We start from the raw sequence: 16807 nt of genomic DNA, 5'->3' as shown, positions 1-16807 counted from the left end.
TGCAAAAACGTTTTTGCAAGTGTTTAATTAAATATTTTTATCTAATAATCTGTATCGGTTATTCAGGACAAGACATATGTACCAAAGTCGTTGCGCAGGAAACCAATGTAAAAAAAGAAACTACTCCTAAAAAATCTGAAAATTTATTTAAAACGTATTACGACAAAACTACTTTTAAAATTAAAGATGAAAAAGGAAAGATTGCAAGCGAAAAAAAATACAATGAACTAACTCCTATCGAAAAGAGAGCTATACCTTCTATCCTATCAAAACAAAAAAAATTACCTACAAACGAGGAACTTCTGGCAACTTTAAGCAAAGGAGCTGCAGAAGTGATTGAAATAGACACATTCAATTCTGAAAATCAGTTTGTCCAAAAAGGGGAAAATGAAGTCTACAATACTGCTGGAATAACCGAAAAACCAGATTTTCCCGGAGGAATATCAGAATTTTACAAATTTGTCGGCAATAATTTTAAAACTCCAGAACAACCTAACTTAAAAGGAAAGGTATACATCACCTTTATAATAGAAAAAGACGGCAGTTTAAGCGACATAAAAAACATACGAGATATTGGTTTTGGAACCGGTGAAGAAGCCATACGTGTTTTGAAAATATGCCCGAAATGGATTCCCGGAAAAATGAACGGCGTTCCTGTTAGAGTTATGTATAGCTTACCTATAACTATACAATCTGGAAAGTCTTAATTGTAAAAAAAGAAATCCGCTTCAAAAGGAGCGGATTTATTAGACTAAGGTTCCTTTTCTACAAGTAGTTTGGAATTAAATTAAGAGCTATTTTCGAATTTGCAAAACATCCCAAATACAAAACCATTTTCAAAGTAAGCCAATTGCCCAAATCACTAGTAACAAGGTTTGGCAGGTGGGCTTATTTCTATTCGTACATTTCGGGTTTTACAGCGTATTGAGTCACAAATTCTCCATTTTTATCGGAGTAATAATAATTTAATGTTACATTATTATCCCTGAAAAATTTCATTTGAGGATTAGTTTTTACGTTTTGCAAAACTCCTGGAAAAACATATTTTTTCACAGTATCAAGTTGCACTTCAGCTTTTATAATTCCAACTAAGATATAATTATACTGAACAGTTTTGTTAGGTAGGGCAACAACATTTTTTAAAGTTGTATATTCGTCAATATTCATTGGACAAGTTTTATTCATTACACTTGCCATTTCAGCGAGCTGTTTATCAATTGATGGTTGAAATAACGATTGAGTTACAAAAAGCCCTACGACAACTCCAACAACAACTCCTATTAAAGTTTTTAAATCAAGTTTCTTTTTCGGCTTCATTACTTTCAAATGTTCAATTTCGGTTTTCATGTTTTGGTTTTCTAAAATCGGTAATTTATAACCACAAACAGAACAATATTTTGAATTTATTTCGTTTTCAGCTTCACAATTTGAACAAATGGTTTTCATAAATTTCTGTTTTTATATATGTTTCTATTCATACGTTACTTTTCGGAGTCTACCTGCCAACTTGTATGTAATCAAAACAAGCTATCGTACACACACCTAAATCTTTTTAGATTAAAGAAGGTCTATTTCGCTTTACATTTCCCAAATATATTAAAATTTTCTTACAATTATTTAAAAAAAAACGGCGCATCGATGGAATGTTTTGCGTGAGGGATGGCAGTGAAAATCCTTTGTGTTTTTTCTTTAAAACACAAAGATTGAAGCGAACAGCCTGACCCAAAGTGGCGAGGAGGAATGACGAAGCCAACTGCAGGGTCACGCCCATACTTCGGCTACGCTCAGCATAAATAAAGAATTTTAAAAAACAAATCCGCTTCAAAAGGAGCGGATTTATCAAACTAAAAATCTAAAAACAAACTACTAACTAAACTCTTTATCAGGATTGTATCCTAAATATGGCATGGATTGTTCCTTGAAAACTACACCGTATTCCTCTAATTCTTTCAAAATAGGCACATAAACTTCCTTACGAATCGGTAATTGAACTCCGGGAGTTGTAATCTTACCATTCAGTATTAATAAGGTTGCCATTGCAACAGGCAAGCCTACTGTTTTTGCCATGGCTGTATAGGTTTGATCATCCCCAATGCAAACCATTTTGGAATCTATTTGTTCTTTTTTGCCATTTAATTCGTATCCAAATTTATGGTACATGACAATCATATCTTTATCATCTTGCTGAAGCGTCCAACTATCAGTCAAGATCTTTTCCAGAATTTGTGCCGGAGTGGCATTCTTCAAGCCTACAATTTTATTGCGATTGAACAAGTCCAATTCCAACAATTTGTCCCACATGATATCGTCCTGATCAATCTTAAGAATCAAACGAGTCTTGATTTCCACGGAATCCGTGGGATGATACGGCAAGAAAGAATTCACGTATTCTCTGTAACTCATGTTCTCCGAATCCTCCATTACGTAACTATCGTCTGTCATTCCTAATTGTACAAACATATTCCAAGCTTTAGAAAAACCAACTCTACGTATCGTTCCTCGGTATAAAGTCAGTACATTATCCAAGCCATACACACTGCGGTATTTCAAGGAATCCCGATTGGAATAGGCTTCAAAGCGACCATAACCTTCTACTTGTAAAAACTCGGTTCTACGAAACAAATTACAATACGGAATGTATTTATACGTTCCTTCCTGAATAAATTTGGCAGCACCGCCCTGACCTGCTAGAACCACATTGCGTGGTGCCCAGGTAAATTTATAATTCCAAAGATTCGTGTCGGATTCCGGCGCTACGAGTCCACCACAAAAAGATTCAAAAAGAAGCATTTCTCCGCCTTTTTCTTTAATTTCATCAATCACTTTCATCGCACTCATGTGATCTATTCCAGGATCAAGCCCAATTTCATTCATGAAAATGAGATTGTTTTCTTTGGCGGCAGCATCTAATTCCTGCATGGCATCGCTCACATAAGAGGCGGTAACCAGATGCTTTTTATATATTATACAATCTTTAGCCACTTCGATGTGCAAATGAGCGGGCAACATCGAGATGACAATATCGGCATTTTCAATCGCTTTTTTTCGTTGCTCATTATCGTAAATATCTAAAGATATTGCAGTTGCGTTTTTATGATTATTGGTTTTACGCTGAGCTAAAGCCAATGATAAATCACCAATAACAAGGTGCAACCTCTCTTTTTCGGATTTGTCTAAAAGATATTGAATAAGAGATGAAGCTGATCTTCCCGCGCCGATGATTAAAATTGTTCTCATTTTTATTTATTTATAACACAAACATACAAAAATGTTGTATTTATAACAAATAACTCAAAATAATTTACTGAGAAAGCTTTTATTCTTTTCGTTCTTTCTTTTACGTTTTAAAAATAAAAAATTAGTCTGCTTAGTGTACCGTTAAATTAAGTTCATTTGAAAGTATCGTGCCAAATACTTTTAAAATTAGGAGATATGAAATACTTTTGCATCAAACATAATTATCATGGACAAAAAGATACTTACAACGGGAACTATTCTGGGAATGATTGCAATAATTCTTGGTGCTTTTGGCGCACATGCCCTAAAAAAAGTACTGTCTATTGAGCAATTAAATACTTTTGAAACAGGCGTACGCTATCAAATGTACCATGCACTGTTTTTATTGTTTCTTGGACTCCTGAAAGACCTCTCTCAAAAAACAAAAAAAACGCTCTATAATTTAGTGCTTTCAGGTGTAATTCTATTTTCTGGCTCCATTTATCTATTGGCAACAAACACCCTTACTTCGTTTGATTTTAGCATCATTGGATTTATAACTCCTATTGGCGGACTCCTATTAATACTGGCCTGGGGCGTTTTATTGACAAATATTTTAAATAAAAAGTCACAAATTTAGACGAAACAAATTCTATCTGAAATTTAATATCTACTTTTGCAGTCTATAAAAACAAACTACACAACAAAATATTTATGGACAATAACACACTTTTCACGCAATCGATTTCGTTAAAAGAATTAGGAATTGAAAATGCAAAAATTCATTACCAGTTATCTCCCGATGAATTACACGACATCACCATCAAATCTGGCCAAGGAATCGAAGTTTCAAGTGGATCACTAGCGGTCAACACAGGAGAATACACAGGCAGATCTCCGCAGGATCGTTTTATCGTAAAAGACAGCGTCACTGAAAACGAAGTGTGGTGGGGAAAAGTAAACATTCCTTTCTCGCCAGAAGCTTTTGAAAAATTATACAACAAGGTTACCGCTTATTTATCCGGCAAAGAAATTTTTGTGAGAGATTCTTATGTGTGTTCAGACCAAAATTACAGATTAAATGTCAGAGTAGTGACAGAAACCGCTTGGGCCAACTTATTTTGCTACAACATGTTTTTAAGACCTGAAATGGAGGAATTAGCAGACTTCGACCCCGAATGGACTTTACTTTGCGTACCTAGCTTTATGGCAGATCCAATTATAGACGGAACACGCCAAAGCAATTTCGCAATCCTGGACTTTACCAGAAAAGTAGTTTTAATAGGCGGAACTGGATATACAGGTGAAATGAAAAAAGGAATTTTCTCTGCCTTGAATTTCATTTTGCCAGTTTTCAAAAACACCTTACCAATGCATTGCAGTGCCAACGTTGGTAAAGATGGTGATACAGCTATCTTCTTTGGATTATCAGGAACCGGAAAAACAACTTTATCAGCTGATCCTAACAGAAAACTAATTGGCGACGATGAACATGGATGGACGAATGAAAATACCGTTTTCAATTTTGAAGGAGGGTGCTATGCAAAAGTCATCAACCTTTCTGAAGAAAATGAACCTGACATTTTTCGCGCTATAAAAAAAGGAGCAATTCTGGAAAATGTAATTATCAATAAAGATACGAATGACGTTGATTTTGAGGATATTTCCATTACACAAAACACGAGAGTAAGTTATCCTATTTTTCATATTGATAATATTCAGCAAGGTTCCATTGGAGAAAATCCTAAAAATATATTCTTTTTGACCGCGGATGCTTACGGGATTCTGCCTCCTATTGCACTACTAACTCCGGGACAAGCAGCCTACTATTTCATCTCCGGATACACAGCAAAAGTTGCAGGAACCGAAGCAGGAATCACAGAACCTCAACCCAATTTCTCGACGTGTTTTGGAGCGCCATTTATGCCATTACACCCAACAAGATACGCTGAAATGTTAACTAAAAAAATGAAAGATGCCAATGTAAAAGTCTGGCTTATCAATACAGGATGGACTGGTGGGCCTTACGGAGTAGGAAGCCGAATGAAATTAAAATACACCCGTGCCATGATTACCGCTGCATTAAACGGAGAATTGAACGATGTACCGTATGAGAACCACCACGTTTTTGGAATTGCAAAACCACAAACCTGTCCAAATGTTCCCAGCGAAATTCTAAATCCCAGAAATACATGGGAAGACCCAGAACTTTACGATAAAAAGGCAATAGAATTAGCTCAAAAATTTAAAGCCAACTTCACCAAATTTGAAGAATTTGCCAATGCCGAAATTATGGCAGGAGCACCATTAACATAAGGTATTATTAATTCAAAAACCAATAGAGCCGTTCGTAAAGAGCGGCTCTATTTTATTTAGGACAAACCGTAACAAAAAGCCATAAATGAATACCTATCAAGTATTTATACCACAATCCGTTTTTTGTCGTTAAATTTATATTCATCAGTCATCCGCGCCGGAATAGCAATCTGGTGAAGCAATCAAAAATCAATTATGTTAAAACAATTTTTCATTCTGTGTTCCGGCTCAGACAAAGACCTACTCGTAGGCAGTTCCGAAGGCGAACAAACCAAATATGTAGGTATTGGCGCCACTGTTTTCTTTACTGCGGTCATGGCTTTTCTTGCCAGTTCGTATGCAATGTTTACCGTCTTTGACAGTATGTATCCCGCAATCGCATTTGGTACCGTTTGGAGTTTACTCCTATTTAATTTGGATCGTTTTATTGTTTCCACTATTCGAAAAAGAGATCAATTTGGAAGTAAATTTTTGCAGGCAACTCCCCGAATTATTTTGGCGGTAATCATTGCGATCGTCATTTCGAAACCATTAGAAATTAAAATCTTCGAGAAAGAAATCAACACCGTTTTATTGAAATAGAAAAATGCGATGGCATTGAATAACAAAAAGGAAGTGGTACATTATTTTAAATCGGATTAAACAAAAAAGTTACCGAAACCCAACCTATTATTGATGGATTTGACGGTCTAATGGCACGAATCAATACCTTGGATAAATTATCGTGGCTGCCTTCGTTCTTTATAATGTTACTATTTTTAGCCATTAAAACTTCTCCTATTATTGCTAAACTTTTATCTCCAAAAGGGGAATACGACTATAAATTAGAAGATATAGAAAAGCGTTGAAAGCAACAATCGAGCAAGACAAATACCAACGTTCTTTATTGGTAAAAACTAGTGCGATGATGCACGATAAAGTGTACGGAGACATTGCTCAAGACAAACAGTTGTATGATTTACAACGAAAAAACGCTGCCGATTTGCTCGAATTACAATCAAATAATTTTGTAGAAAAGCAGAAAAGAACACTTTAAGTCGAAAGTCGAAAGTCCTAAAGTCCTAAAGTCAAAAGGAAGTAAATATCTTTTGACTTTATAACTTTCCGCATTAAGGCTAATTACATAAAACTTAAAATTTCTTTTTTGAAAGCATCATATTCGCCTTGCAAAATCAATCCGTTATCTAGTAATTTTTTATAATTCTGCAATTTTTCAAAAAGTTCGTCTTGCGATAAATCGCTTAAAGATTTGTCTTTTGATATTACTGTAGACTCTTCAAAATCTTGATTTTCAGCAGTGAAATTAGTTGGTGAAACAGGCATTAGTTCAGCAAAATTAGTCACTTCTTCCGTTTCCATTTCTTCAATAATTTCATCTTCTGCCATTGGTGAAAACGGAATTGCATCTACAAGTGTTGCATTTAATACTGCTCCTGTTTTCAATATATCCAATTGTTCTTTGGCATACGTAAAAATTTTACGCGCTTGGATTTTAGGAATATAATCAATGGAAACCTCCATATTTGTTTTGGTTGTAAATGAAAACTCAGAACCCAGAATGTTTTCTTTTACAAAAGTTCCTTCAACCTCATCCCAAGTGTAATCAATAAAATTCATTGAAAGTCCCAGATTTTTAGGCTGACAAATGATAATTCTTTTATTCGTCATCACAATACTATCCGGCAAAACAGTAATCGCTGGTTTTTTTTGAACAGCAATATATCCGATTTCTTCATTTTTCATCAATAAATCACTAAGTTTTGAAGCGATTTTTTCAATGGCTTTTGGGTCTTGTTCTTCGTTTAAAAACTTTTTAAATTGTTCTTTCATGTGATATGCTGAATTTATCTCAGTAAGTATTTATAATTTTAATCTAAATATATTCGCAAAAGTAATGCCTAATTGACTAATTCTTGAATTTCACTCTGCAATTTCTTTGTTAAACTTTTGAAAACCAAATCATAGGAATGATCCACCAACTCTTTGAGTAATGCATCCGCAACTGATTCATTTACAGCAACTGTATTCCAATGGGTTTTACTCATGTGAAAACCCGGTTGAATGTCCTCATATTCAGCGCGCAATTCCTGAGCGCGTTCTGGATCACATTTTAAATTAACTGATGGCTGTCCTTTCTCCCACTGACTTAAAGAAGACAATGCAAACATTTTTCCACCCACTTTAAACACCAATGTATCTTCGTCAAAAGGAAAATGTTCTGTAACCCCTTTTTTTGAATGACAATATTCGTAATAGGTTTCTAAGTTCATCTTAAGAAATTGTTTTATTCACCATTTAAAAAAGCATATAAAACCGGCTTACTCGGACTCGCATCATTTTCAAAAGAGGCAATTTGTAAATTCAATAAATAACTTCCATCAGGAACAACATCCGCAACAAAAATCATTTCAGTAATCGTGGCATTCAACCGAGCTTCAATATTCAAAATACTCACATCCGTAACATTCCAAAAGGCTTTGTGCGCTAAGAGTTTCCCTTGATCTTTTTCTTTATCCACACTAGGCAAATCAATCAATAAATGCTGAATTCCGTTTTCGCGAATAAACAAAGCGGCCGCTTCACTAAGATAGGGTGGATTTGTATGAGAATATTTTCTGGATTTTTTATCACTGCTGTTAGGTAGTGTTCGGATAACAAGTGCTTCTGGAGCCATTCCTTGCAAAGCATGCGCTACCGCTTCTTTAGTAATTACCAAATCCCCTTTTTGATCTTCAAATTCAACTGAAATCAATTCTGAAACAAAGAAAAACTCCTTCAAAGATTCATTAACACTGTAAAATTCACGTGTAATATGTCCTAAACATTCCGTATGGGTGCCATGTGCGTGAGGATTGAACGAAATCGTATTGAAGTTCGTAGAGGACATTCCTACTGAAACCTTCCCTATCCATTCCTCAAATCGTACCGGTTCAATCACAGGCTTGCCAACATACCACGCAATAGGATTCTCATCCGTATTGGTCAGTGCTATTGAAATATCTATGGGCTTTGCCAAATCGACCTTGAAAGTTCTATTATTTTGTTGAATTGTTGCTAGCACACTTATTTATTTTATGCCACTAAAGTAGAAAGACAAAAAGATTCCCTGAAATTTCATGAATTTCTTTGTTTGTTCGCCTCTTTGTGACGGATTTAAACTACTCCAAATTTAAGTAAAATAAATCCGATGCGATTCCATCCGTCAAAAACTTTCCTTTTTTGGTTGGCTTTAAAATCCCATTTTCAATAAAAAGCAAATCATCATCAAGAAATTTTCGAGATTGATTGTTCAAATATTCCAAATATCCACTTCCGAATTCGCTTTCAATTCTATCCAATGAAACACCCCAAATCGTTCGTAAACCTGTCATAACATATTCGTTGTAACGGTCCGTAATTGAAAGAATTTCTATTTCGTTGGGCAACTTGTCCTCTTGTATGGATTTTAAATACAGCGCATTATTAGAAATATTCCAACTTCTCGAAACTCCATCATAACTGTGCGCCGAAGGACCGATACCAATGTATTTTTTTCCCAACCAATACGCTGAATTATTCTTCGAAAAATAGTTTTCCTTCCCAAAATTTGACAATTCGTAGTGAATAAAATCATTGGCTTCGAGCATTTCGATTAAAATAGCAAAGTGCTCTTGCGCGACATCATCTTTAGGCGCGGCAATTTTTCCTGTTTGTATCAGTTTATTCAACGCTGTTTTAGGCTCTACCGTCAAAGCATAACTCGAGATATGTGGAATCCCAAAACTCAATGCTGTTTCAATGTTTTGTTTCCATTTCTCATTGCTCATTTGCTGCGCCTGTTCGCCATTTTGGCTCGAGTCCGGAATTCCGTATATTAGATCGAGAGAAATGTTGTCAAAATACTGAGTAGCAACTTCTAAACATTTTCTGGCTTCCGCCGAATTATGAGCTCGGTTCATCAATTGTAAATCGTCTTCAAAGAACGACTGAATCCCAATACTTAGCCGATTAATTTTGCTTTTAGACAATTCGATTATTCGTTCACTTGACAAATCATCTGGATTGGCTTCCAGTGTAATTTCAGGATTATCTGAAACAGAATAGTATTTGTACACTTCCGCAATCAGGAAATTAATTTCTGCTGAAGTTAAAACACTTGGCGTTCCTCCTCCAAAATAAATGGTTTCGACAATTTCGTTTTTAAATTCGCTTTTACGTATTTGAATTTCTTTGGCAATAGCCAAAACCATATCGTCTTTCTTCTTCATCGAAGTCGAAAAATGAAAATCGCAGTAATGACACGCCTGCTTGCAAAAAGGGATATGAATGTAGATTCCGCTCATTAATTTAGTGTTCCGTTATAAGAAAGAGGTCAGTGGTCAGATTTTTAGTATTCAGTCTTAAGAAAGTGTTCAGTGAGCAGTTATTTAGTAATCATATATGTACTGAATACTAAAAAACTGAACACTAATCACTCCTTTTTAACTCCAAACTTTTCAGGGTTCAATATCATATAATTGACAAGTTTTCCGATTTCTAAACTTTCAGAGATAAATTCCTGATAAATAGCTTCAGAAATATATTTACAAGACACAGAAAACTCTAACCACACTTGTGTTTCTGAATTTTCTCCATCAGAATCGGTCAACTTACTATAAAAATGTTTAGGGTAAATCCTCTTTCTATAGGCTTCGGCAATAGTTGCAGGAACACTCCTTGAAGAACGCCGAATTTGATCCGTTAATGAATAGGTTTCTTCCTTTGGAAATGATTTTGTTATTTCAAAAATCTTCATTGCTAATGCAAATGATTTTTTATAGGCTAATAAATCTTGGAATTTCATATGATACAATTTAAAAAACGGAATACTCTTACTTAATTAAAACTGCTGAAAACTGACTACTCATCCCAGTCCAACACAACTGAACACTAAAGCACTGAACACTGATCACTTTTTTATTCGTTCTTCGTTTTGTTTCACAAAAGCATCCCAACCCGTATAACTTTTCTCTCCCACCACTTTCCCGGAATTGAAAAAATGACAAACCGCAGCTGCTAATCCATCTGTACTGTCAAGATTTTTAGGCAATTCTTTTAATCCTAAAAGTTGCTGTAGCATTTTGGCAACTTGCTCTTTACTGGCGTTTCCGTTACCGGTAATTGCCATTTTTATTTTCTTAGGTTCGTACTCCGTAATAGGAATATCTCTCGAAAGTCCCGCTGCCATCGCCACGCCTTGCGCGCGTCCTAACTTCAGCATCGATTGTACGTTTTTACCAAAGAAAGGCGCTTCAATCGCAATTTCGTCTGGATTGTGGGTATCGATTAACTCAATGGTGCGTTCAAAAATGATTTTGAGTTTTTGATAATGATTGTCGTATTTGGACAATTGCAATTCGTTCAGTTGCAAAAACTCCATTTTTTTATTGACAATTTTTATCAATCCAAAACCCATAATCGTCGTTCCGGGGTCAATTCCTAATATGATGCGCTCGTTTGCCAAAAGTTTTAGTTTTTTATTCCACAAAGATACTCAAAGGGAACACAGAGGTACACAAAGATTAATTTTACAATCGACCAAACAAAAAACTTTGCACTGCTTAGTAATTTCTTTGTGAATCTTTGTGAAATAGCTTTTTCAAAATACTTTTTCTTTTCTTTGCGGTATGATTACAATTCCACACAAAACTAAGCAATTCCTCGTACTTCTAATCAAAGTTTTGATTGTGTGCGGTGCGTTTTATTTTATTTACAATCAATTGGCTAATAATGACAAACTGGATTGGCAGAAATTCATCGTTTTATTCCAGAAAAATCAGTCTATTGGCGGAATCGCCTTTATTTTGCTACTGAGTGTTTTAAATCGGTTTTTTGAAATTTTGAAATGGCAAAACTTAGTTGAATTCATTCATGAAATCTCAGTAGGAACAGCAACCAAACAAGTTCTTGGCGCATTAACCGCTGGACTTTTTACACCCAATGGAGTTGGAGAATATGCCGGGAAAGCGTTATTTTTTGATAAATTAAACACTAAAAAAGTCATATTCTTAAATCTGATCTGCAACGGAATCCAAATGATATTGACCGTTATTTTTGGAGTTTTCGGATTGCTATTTTTTAATGCGCAGTACCATGTGATTACCACAAAAACAGTAGCGTTACTTTTTGGATTTCTGATACTTCTCTTCATTGTTTTATTTTCAGCCAAAAAAGTTACTATCAAAGGGTATTCGATCGAAAAACTGATCCATAAGATTAATGAAATTCCAAAACCCATTCATCAAAAAAATATCTTTTTGGGTATTTGTCGCTATCTCGTTTTCTCGCACCAATACTACTTTTTGTTTCTGGCTTTTGATGTTGATTTGCCTTATTTTACCCTAATTGCCTCCATTTCCTCTGTTTATTTCTTAGCTTCTTCCTTGCCTACTTTTCAATTTTTAGACTTTGCTGTAAAAGGAAGTGTTGCGGTTTATTTCTTTGGGATTTTAGGTGTAAATGAATGGATTGTTATTTTCATTTCGACTTTAATGTGGTTTTTGAATGTGGTTTTACCTGTAATAATTGGCACTTATTATGTGTTGAACTTTAAAATCCTCTCTCCCCCAAAAGCTTCGGAACCCCATAAAGGTGCAGGAGATAAAACTTATTAAAATAATTATGATTACAAATATTTTATTTTTGGTGCTTTTGATTTATGCCGTTTTTATTGGACTTTTGATTTATGGTCTCATTAAAGTGAGTACAATTGATTATATTGGCTTACAGCCAAAAACAAAATTCTCAATTATCATTCCTTTTCGGAATGAAGCTGAAAATTTACCCATTCTATTAGACAGTTTGTCGAAGCTGAATTATCCGATGGAATTGTTCGAAGTGATTTTGGTTGACGATGAATCGGAAGAAGTGTTCCGTGTTGAATGCTCAGTGTTCCGTGTTCGGATAATAAAGAACATTCGGATTTCAAACTCACCCAAGAAAGATGCAATTGTAAATGCGATGCAAATTGTAAATGCAGACTGGATTATCACCACCGATGCCGATTGTGTAGTTGATAAAAACTGGTTATTGACCTTGGACAATTACATTCAGCTCCATGATGTGGCGATGATTGCCGGGGCAGTAACGTATGATTGTGGCAATTCATTTTTGCATCATTTTCAGCAATTGGATTTGGCGAGTTTACAAGGCGCAACCATTGGGAGTTTTGGTATTAACAAAGGATTTATGTGCAACGGCGCCAACTTTGCGTACACGAAATGCTTTTTCCAAGCGTTGAATGGCTTCGAAGGAAATGACAGCATTGCCAGTGGCGACGATGTGTTCCTGTTGCAAAAAGCGATTGCAAAATCCCCTGAAAAGGTGCATTATCTAAAATCTCGAAATACTATTGTCACCACAAGGCCATTGAACAATTGGAAATCATTATTCCATCAGCGCGTTCGCTGGGCCTCTAAAACAAGTTCCTATCAAAGTACGTTCGGGAAAGGATTGGGACTGTTAGTATTTGCGGGGAATTTGTGTTTGGTGATAGGCGCTGGGTGTTGGGTGTTGGGCGTTATTCCGTTTCTAAATATAGTTTTACTGTTCCTTTTAAAATTTCTTGTTGATGCTGTTTTGATATACGAAACCAACTCTTTTTTAACCAAAACCAAAATACGTTATTTGATTTTGAGCAGTTTGTTCTATCCTTTTTTTAGTACAAGCGTGGCTTTGTATTCTGTGTTTGGAAAATACGAATGGAAAGGCAGAAGATTTTAGAATCCTGATCCGAGCCAAAAAGTAAATACTAACGGAATCTGAAATCAAAAATAGCTACTCTTCATTCGAAAATCCTTTTAAGAACTACTCTACTTTGAGAATCACCGGAAGAATAAATTGTATTTTTACGGGAATACCGCGCTTGATAGCTGGGTTAATTTTTGGAAAATCAACTAAACGAACTTTAAGAATACTGTCAATTTTGATTTTGTCATAAGCCACGGAATCTTTGGGAAACTGCGGCTCAAATTGCATCGTTGCATTTGGAAAAACCGTGACCTTAACTTCAATCGTATCCAGTTCCGGATAAAGAATTGCAAGGGTATCCACACTCAATTTCTCCTGAATCAGCTGGGTTAAAACATCAAAAAAACACTGTTGGCGTTGCTTTTTATCTTCTATTTTTTCACAATCTACTACTGATGGGTATTCATCGACTTCTTTCCAGTTGATGGATTTCAGTTCCTTTTGCAACAATTCTTTTTCCGAGGGAATTTGCTTGTCTAAGTATTGACAGGAATTAAAAAATATAAATACTAAAAAAAGGTAATTCTGCTTCAAGGTTTTGTGTTTGAATTGGACTAATATTCTATAAAAATACAATTATTTTTTTTGAGATGCTTTCGAAAGCAAATAATCTTCGTAGTTTTCAGCAAACCATTTCTTTTTGATCGCAGCGGCAATTTCTTTTTGATCGGGATACGAAGCCACCAATCGATCTGAAAGAACAGCAGTTTGGATTGTATATTTATAAAATTCCTCCTAATTCAATACTGAGTTTGGGTCTGATTTTTTATCGAAAAAATCAAAAAAAGCGCATCAAACTCTTTCAAATAAAAATTCAATACTTTTGAGTGTTCAAAATTAGTAAAAATAAATTCATGGATGTACTGCTTTTGGTTCTTGGTTTTATGTGTATGATTTTAGGCGTTTTTGGTAGTTTTTTACCGGTTCTGCCCGGACCTGGCATCAGTTGGGTTGGATTGGCATTACTGTATTTCACAAATGCTGTTCCAGTAAATTATTGGATTTTAGGAATTACTTTATTGATCACCGTGATCCTATCGGTTTTAGATTACGTGATTCCGGCAAAAGGAACTAAGCGATTTGGCGGAAGCTCCTATGGTATTTGGGGCACTAACATCGGATTGATTGTGGGTATTCTTGCTCCTGTCCCTTTTGGATTCATTATCGGCCCTTTTGTTGGTGCTGTGATAGGTGAACTTATTTACGATTTTAAAGACCCTAATCGAGCTTTGAGAGCGGCTACAGGTTCCTTTATAGGGTTTCTGGCCTCCAGCTTTATGAAATTTGTGGTTTGCGTGATGTATTTAGGATTGTTTGTGTGGATTGTATGGAATTATAAATCTGAGTTATTTTAAGGGAAATACGAAATGAAAGGCATGTATGCTAACCCACTGAACTACCAAACCTGCTACATTTAAATCAAAAAAGCTATCCACAAAGTGGAAAGCTTTTCATTGGTCTAACTACTAAACCCGCTACGAGTTACAAATTCGCAGCAAACAACACAACTAACGTTAAAAACCTTTTAGGGGCAAAAAAGCCTTTCTGTTACGAAAGGCTTTCCCCAATATTGCGGTCTGGACGGGACTCGAACCCGCGACCCCATGCGTGACAGGCATGTATTCTAACCAACTGAACTACCAAACCTCTGCGTTATTGCGGTGGCAAAGATACAATAGATTTCCGTTTACGCAAGTGTTTTTTGAAAAAATAATTGATAAAAAACCGTACTATCACCCAAAGTTTTGTTTTTCAACCAAGTACGTCAGTACTATTTTTTCAAAACTTTCATTCACACTCACCGGAATGTACTTTATTCGGTTTTGAGAGCACGTTAAAGCCAACTTCTTGAAGTACATTTCTACTTGTTTTTCATATTCTTCCTTCACATTATCGGCAAAAACTGCTACTTCCTCTCCTGTTTCTATATCAATAAACTTTCGCGGGGCGTTATCAAAGTCAAAATTAAGCTCTGTTTTATTGTCAACAACATGAAACAAAACCACTTTATGCTTGTTGTGTTTCAAATGTTGTAAGGCATCAAACAGCGCTTTTTCATTACCGGATTGAAACATATCGGTAAATACAATAATCATCGAACGGCGGTGGATTTTCTCGGCTATTTGATGCAAGAAAGTAATTGTATCCGTACTTTTAGTAGTCGCAGATTTCTCTAAAAGTCCTTCAAGCGCATTCAAAATCATTCGATGGTGGCGATCACTGCCTTTTTCAGGCGCGTAGTACTCGTAACTGTCCGAAAACACACTTAGTCCCACAGCATCACGTTGCTTCTTCAAGAGATTCATTAATACTGCCGAAGCCAAAACTGAAAAACCAATCTTATTCTCAAAAAAATTCTGATTCTCTTTCAATTTCGGATAATGCATCGATGAGGAATTATCAATGATAATATGACACCGCAAATTTGTCTCTTCTTCAAATCGCTTGACGTACAAGCGTTCCGTTTTGGCAAACAACTTCCAATCAATATGTTTGGTACTTTCGCCTGCGTTATACACTTTATGCTCCGCAAATTCAGCCGAAAATCCATGAAACGGACTTTTATGCATTCCAGAAATAAATCCTTCCACAACTTGATGCGCCAGCAATTCCAGATGCTGGAAACTAGAAATTTTCTCTATTTGCGATTCGATCTTCATATCCCAAATATATTAAAAGATTGAACGATTTAAAAATTAAACTATTACAGAAACTCAATTTAGGAACTGAAATAAATTCAGCTTAAACAAAAAAAAGGCTTGACTCTCGCCAAACCTTTTCTCTGAATCCAGTACAGATCCTATATAAATCATAATCTACTGATTACAACAATGCGTCTAAACTATCCGCGTAGGTTTGCTTTGGAGCAACTCCTACTTGCTTTCCTACTACTTCTCCGTTGTGAAAAACCAAAACAGTTGGTATATTTCTTACTCCGTATTTGGCAGCAAATTCTTGATTTGCATCCACATCTACTTTTCCTATAACTACTTTTCCTTCGTATTCCGTACTCAATTCATCAATGATTGGTCCTACCATTCTACACGGTCCACACCAAGCAGCCCAAAAGTCCACCATTACCGGTTTGTCAGATTTCAAAACTAATTCTTCAAAATTCGCGTCTGTTATTGCTAATGCCATACTATTTTATTTAAAGTTTATCGTTTGAATTTTAAAAATTCAAAACTAGAATACAAATTTAGAAATTAAAAACTAATCAAACACTATTCCTGAATTAGTTTTACCTATTAATACATTGCCAATTCTTATTCAAGACATTCAGTGTACCTCCATTTATTACTTATTTGGAGCTATTTCCTGCTGTACGCTGTATTCCCAATTAACAAAAACTACGGCTAAAAAAGCCTTGTTTTTCTAAATCGGGAGATGCCGCTCCCATCAGGGCTAGGGGTTTCCTGAAAACCAAAATATTTTGTCTTGTCCTGAATAACCGATACAGATTATTAGATAAAAATATTTAATTAAACACTTGCAAAAACGTTTTTGC

The 16807-nt window shown here is 35.4% G+C and carries 17 protein-coding genes, 1 tRNA gene and 1 pseudogene; 7 read left to right on the top strand and 12 right to left on the bottom strand.

The window, feature by feature from the left end; genetic code table 11:
* The coding region (locus EKM00_RS14535; protein ID WP_199734714.1) for an energy transducer TonB at positions 1-707 on the top strand (707 nt) is incomplete at its 5' end.
* Positions 708-894: 187 nt separating this feature from the next.
* Here EKM00_RS14535 and EKM00_RS14530 read toward each other — a convergent pair.
* Positions 895-1446, bottom strand: coding sequence for a zinc ribbon domain-containing protein (locus EKM00_RS14530; RefSeq protein WP_126516674.1), 552 nt, complete (start codon positions 1444-1446; stop codon positions 895-897).
* 420 nt (positions 1447-1866) lie between these two features.
* A complete protein-coding gene (locus tag EKM00_RS14525) occupies positions 1867-3237 on the bottom strand; it encodes a saccharopine dehydrogenase family protein (RefSeq protein ID WP_126516673.1) in 1371 nt (456 codons plus the stop codon).
* 226 nt (positions 3238-3463) lie between these two features.
* Here EKM00_RS14525 and EKM00_RS14520 point away from each other — a divergent pair, with 226 nt between their 5' ends.
* The 3 genes and pseudogenes from EKM00_RS14520 (at position 3464) to EKM00_RS14510 (ending at position 6568) form a co-directional block, all read left to right on the top strand.
* Positions 3464-3856: a DUF423 domain-containing protein gene (locus EKM00_RS14520; RefSeq protein ID WP_126454261.1), complete on the top strand. Its 393-nt coding sequence runs from the start codon at positions 3464-3466 to the stop codon at positions 3854-3856.
* 74 nt (positions 3857-3930) lie between these two features.
* The gene (gene pckA, locus EKM00_RS14515; protein ID WP_126516672.1) at positions 3931-5532 is read left to right on the top strand and encodes a phosphoenolpyruvate carboxykinase (ATP); all 1602 of its coding nucleotides are present in this window, start codon (positions 3931-3933) and stop codon (positions 5530-5532) included.
* 195 nt (positions 5533-5727) lie between these two features.
* Positions 5728-6568, top strand: a pseudogene (locus EKM00_RS14510) (DUF4407 domain-containing protein).
* 83 nt (positions 6569-6651) lie between these two features.
* Here EKM00_RS14510 and EKM00_RS14505 read toward each other — a convergent pair.
* The 6 genes from EKM00_RS14505 to ruvC all read right to left on the bottom strand — a co-directional run bounded on the left by EKM00_RS14505 (position 6652) and on the right by ruvC (position 11014).
* Positions 6652-7362: a PH domain-containing protein gene (locus EKM00_RS14505; RefSeq protein ID WP_126516671.1), complete on the bottom strand. Its 711-nt coding sequence runs from the start codon at positions 7360-7362 to the stop codon at positions 6652-6654.
* A 68-nt stretch (positions 7363-7430) separates the two neighbouring features.
* Positions 7431-7802 carry an MmcQ/YjbR family DNA-binding protein gene (locus EKM00_RS14500; RefSeq protein ID WP_126516670.1) on the bottom strand — a complete coding sequence of 124 codons (372 nt, stop codon included), beginning with the start codon at positions 7800-7802 and terminating at the stop codon, positions 7431-7433.
* Positions 7803-7816: 14 nt separating this feature from the next.
* The gene (locus tag EKM00_RS14495) at positions 7817-8593 is read right to left on the bottom strand and encodes a cyclase family protein (RefSeq protein ID WP_126516669.1); all 777 of its coding nucleotides are present in this window, start codon (positions 8591-8593) and stop codon (positions 7817-7819) included.
* 97 nt (positions 8594-8690) lie between these two features.
* Entirely contained in the window at positions 8691-9854 is a 1164-nt protein-coding gene (hemW, locus tag EKM00_RS14490; protein ID WP_126516668.1) for a radical SAM family heme chaperone HemW, read from the bottom strand.
* Between the two features lie 128 nt (positions 9855-9982).
* A complete protein-coding gene (locus EKM00_RS14485) occupies positions 9983-10354 on the bottom strand; it encodes a four helix bundle protein (protein WP_126516667.1) in 372 nt (123 codons plus the stop codon).
* A 105-nt stretch (positions 10355-10459) separates the two neighbouring features.
* The gene (ruvC, locus tag EKM00_RS14480) at positions 10460-11014 is read right to left on the bottom strand and encodes a crossover junction endodeoxyribonuclease RuvC (RefSeq protein ID WP_091203117.1); all 555 of its coding nucleotides are present in this window, start codon (positions 11012-11014) and stop codon (positions 10460-10462) included.
* Between the two features lie 163 nt (positions 11015-11177).
* On the opposite strand from ruvC, the gene EKM00_RS14475 reads away from it, so the two are divergent.
* Positions 11178-12164, top strand: a complete 987-nt coding sequence (locus tag EKM00_RS14475) for a lysylphosphatidylglycerol synthase domain-containing protein (protein WP_126516666.1) — start codon at positions 11178-11180, stop codon at positions 12162-12164.
* A gap of 7 nt (positions 12165-12171) precedes the next feature.
* A complete protein-coding gene (locus EKM00_RS14470; RefSeq protein ID WP_126516665.1) occupies positions 12172-13272 on the top strand; it encodes a glycosyltransferase family 2 protein in 1101 nt (366 codons plus the stop codon).
* An 84-nt stretch (positions 13273-13356) separates the two neighbouring features.
* Here EKM00_RS14470 and EKM00_RS14465 read toward each other — a convergent pair whose 3' ends face one another.
* On the bottom strand, positions 13357-13833 hold the full coding sequence (locus EKM00_RS14465) for a hypothetical protein (protein ID WP_126457504.1): 477 nt from the start codon (positions 13831-13833) through the stop codon (positions 13357-13359).
* A 320-nt stretch (positions 13834-14153) separates the two neighbouring features.
* Here EKM00_RS14465 and EKM00_RS14460 point away from each other — a divergent pair, with 320 nt between their 5' ends.
* Positions 14154-14654: a DUF456 domain-containing protein gene (locus EKM00_RS14460; protein ID WP_126516664.1), complete on the top strand. Its 501-nt coding sequence runs from the start codon at positions 14154-14156 to the stop codon at positions 14652-14654.
* Between the two features lie 218 nt (positions 14655-14872).
* On the opposite strand, the gene EKM00_RS14455 is transcribed toward EKM00_RS14460, so the two are convergent.
* The 3 genes from EKM00_RS14455 to trxA form a co-directional block, all read right to left on the bottom strand.
* Positions 14873-14946 (bottom strand) — tRNA-Asp (locus EKM00_RS14455).
* A gap of 86 nt (positions 14947-15032) precedes the next feature.
* Complete coding sequence (locus EKM00_RS14450; protein ID WP_126516663.1) at positions 15033-15959, bottom strand: DUF58 domain-containing protein; 927 nt, start codon at positions 15957-15959, stop codon at positions 15033-15035.
* A 163-nt stretch (positions 15960-16122) separates the two neighbouring features.
* Complete coding sequence (gene trxA, locus EKM00_RS14445; RefSeq protein ID WP_126454285.1) at positions 16123-16440, bottom strand: thioredoxin; 318 nt, start codon at positions 16438-16440, stop codon at positions 16123-16125.
* Positions 16441-16807 lie beyond the last annotated feature (367 nt).

Source organism: Flavobacterium sp. RSP15 (genome assembly GCF_003968755.1).
Lineage (GTDB): Bacteria > Bacteroidota > Bacteroidia > Flavobacteriales > Flavobacteriaceae > Flavobacterium.
Note: the sequence above shows the minus strand (reverse complement) of the source record. Positions and strands in the feature narration are given on the sequence as shown.

Bases quoted from the DNA above. Each gene is read 5' to 3' on its own strand.
- EKM00_RS14530 (WP_126516674.1), bottom strand. From the start codon at position 1,446: ATGAAAACCATTTGTTCAAATTGTGAAGCTGAAAACGAAATAAATTCA.
- EKM00_RS14525 (WP_126516673.1), bottom strand. From the start codon at position 3,237: ATGAGAACAATTTTAATCATCGGCGCGGGAAGATCAGCTTCATCTCTT.
- EKM00_RS14520 (WP_126454261.1), top strand. From the start codon at position 3,464: ATGGACAAAAAGATACTTACAACGGGAACTATTCTGGGAATGATTGCA.
- pckA (WP_126516672.1), top strand. From the start codon at position 3,931: ATGGACAATAACACACTTTTCACGCAATCGATTTCGTTAAAAGAATTA.
- EKM00_RS14505 (WP_126516671.1), bottom strand. From the start codon at position 7,362: ATGAAAGAACAATTTAAAAAGTTTTTAAACGAAGAACAAGACCCAAAA.
- EKM00_RS14500 (WP_126516670.1), bottom strand. From the start codon at position 7,802: ATGAACTTAGAAACCTATTACGAATATTGTCATTCAAAAAAAGGGGTT.
- hemW (WP_126516668.1), bottom strand. From the start codon at position 9,854: ATGAGCGGAATCTACATTCATATCCCTTTTTGCAAGCAGGCGTGTCAT.
- EKM00_RS14485 (WP_126516667.1), bottom strand. From the start codon at position 10,354: ATGAAATTCCAAGATTTATTAGCCTATAAAAAATCATTTGCATTAGCA.
- EKM00_RS14475 (WP_126516666.1), top strand. From the start codon at position 11,178: ATGATTACAATTCCACACAAAACTAAGCAATTCCTCGTACTTCTAATC.
- EKM00_RS14470 (WP_126516665.1), top strand. From the start codon at position 12,172: ATGATTACAAATATTTTATTTTTGGTGCTTTTGATTTATGCCGTTTTT.
- EKM00_RS14460 (WP_126516664.1), top strand. From the start codon at position 14,154: ATGGATGTACTGCTTTTGGTTCTTGGTTTTATGTGTATGATTTTAGGC.
- EKM00_RS14450 (WP_126516663.1), bottom strand. From the start codon at position 15,959: ATGAAGATCGAATCGCAAATAGAGAAAATTTCTAGTTTCCAGCATCTG.
- trxA (WP_126454285.1), bottom strand. From the start codon at position 16,440: ATGGCATTAGCAATAACAGACGCGAATTTTGAAGAATTAGTTTTGAAA.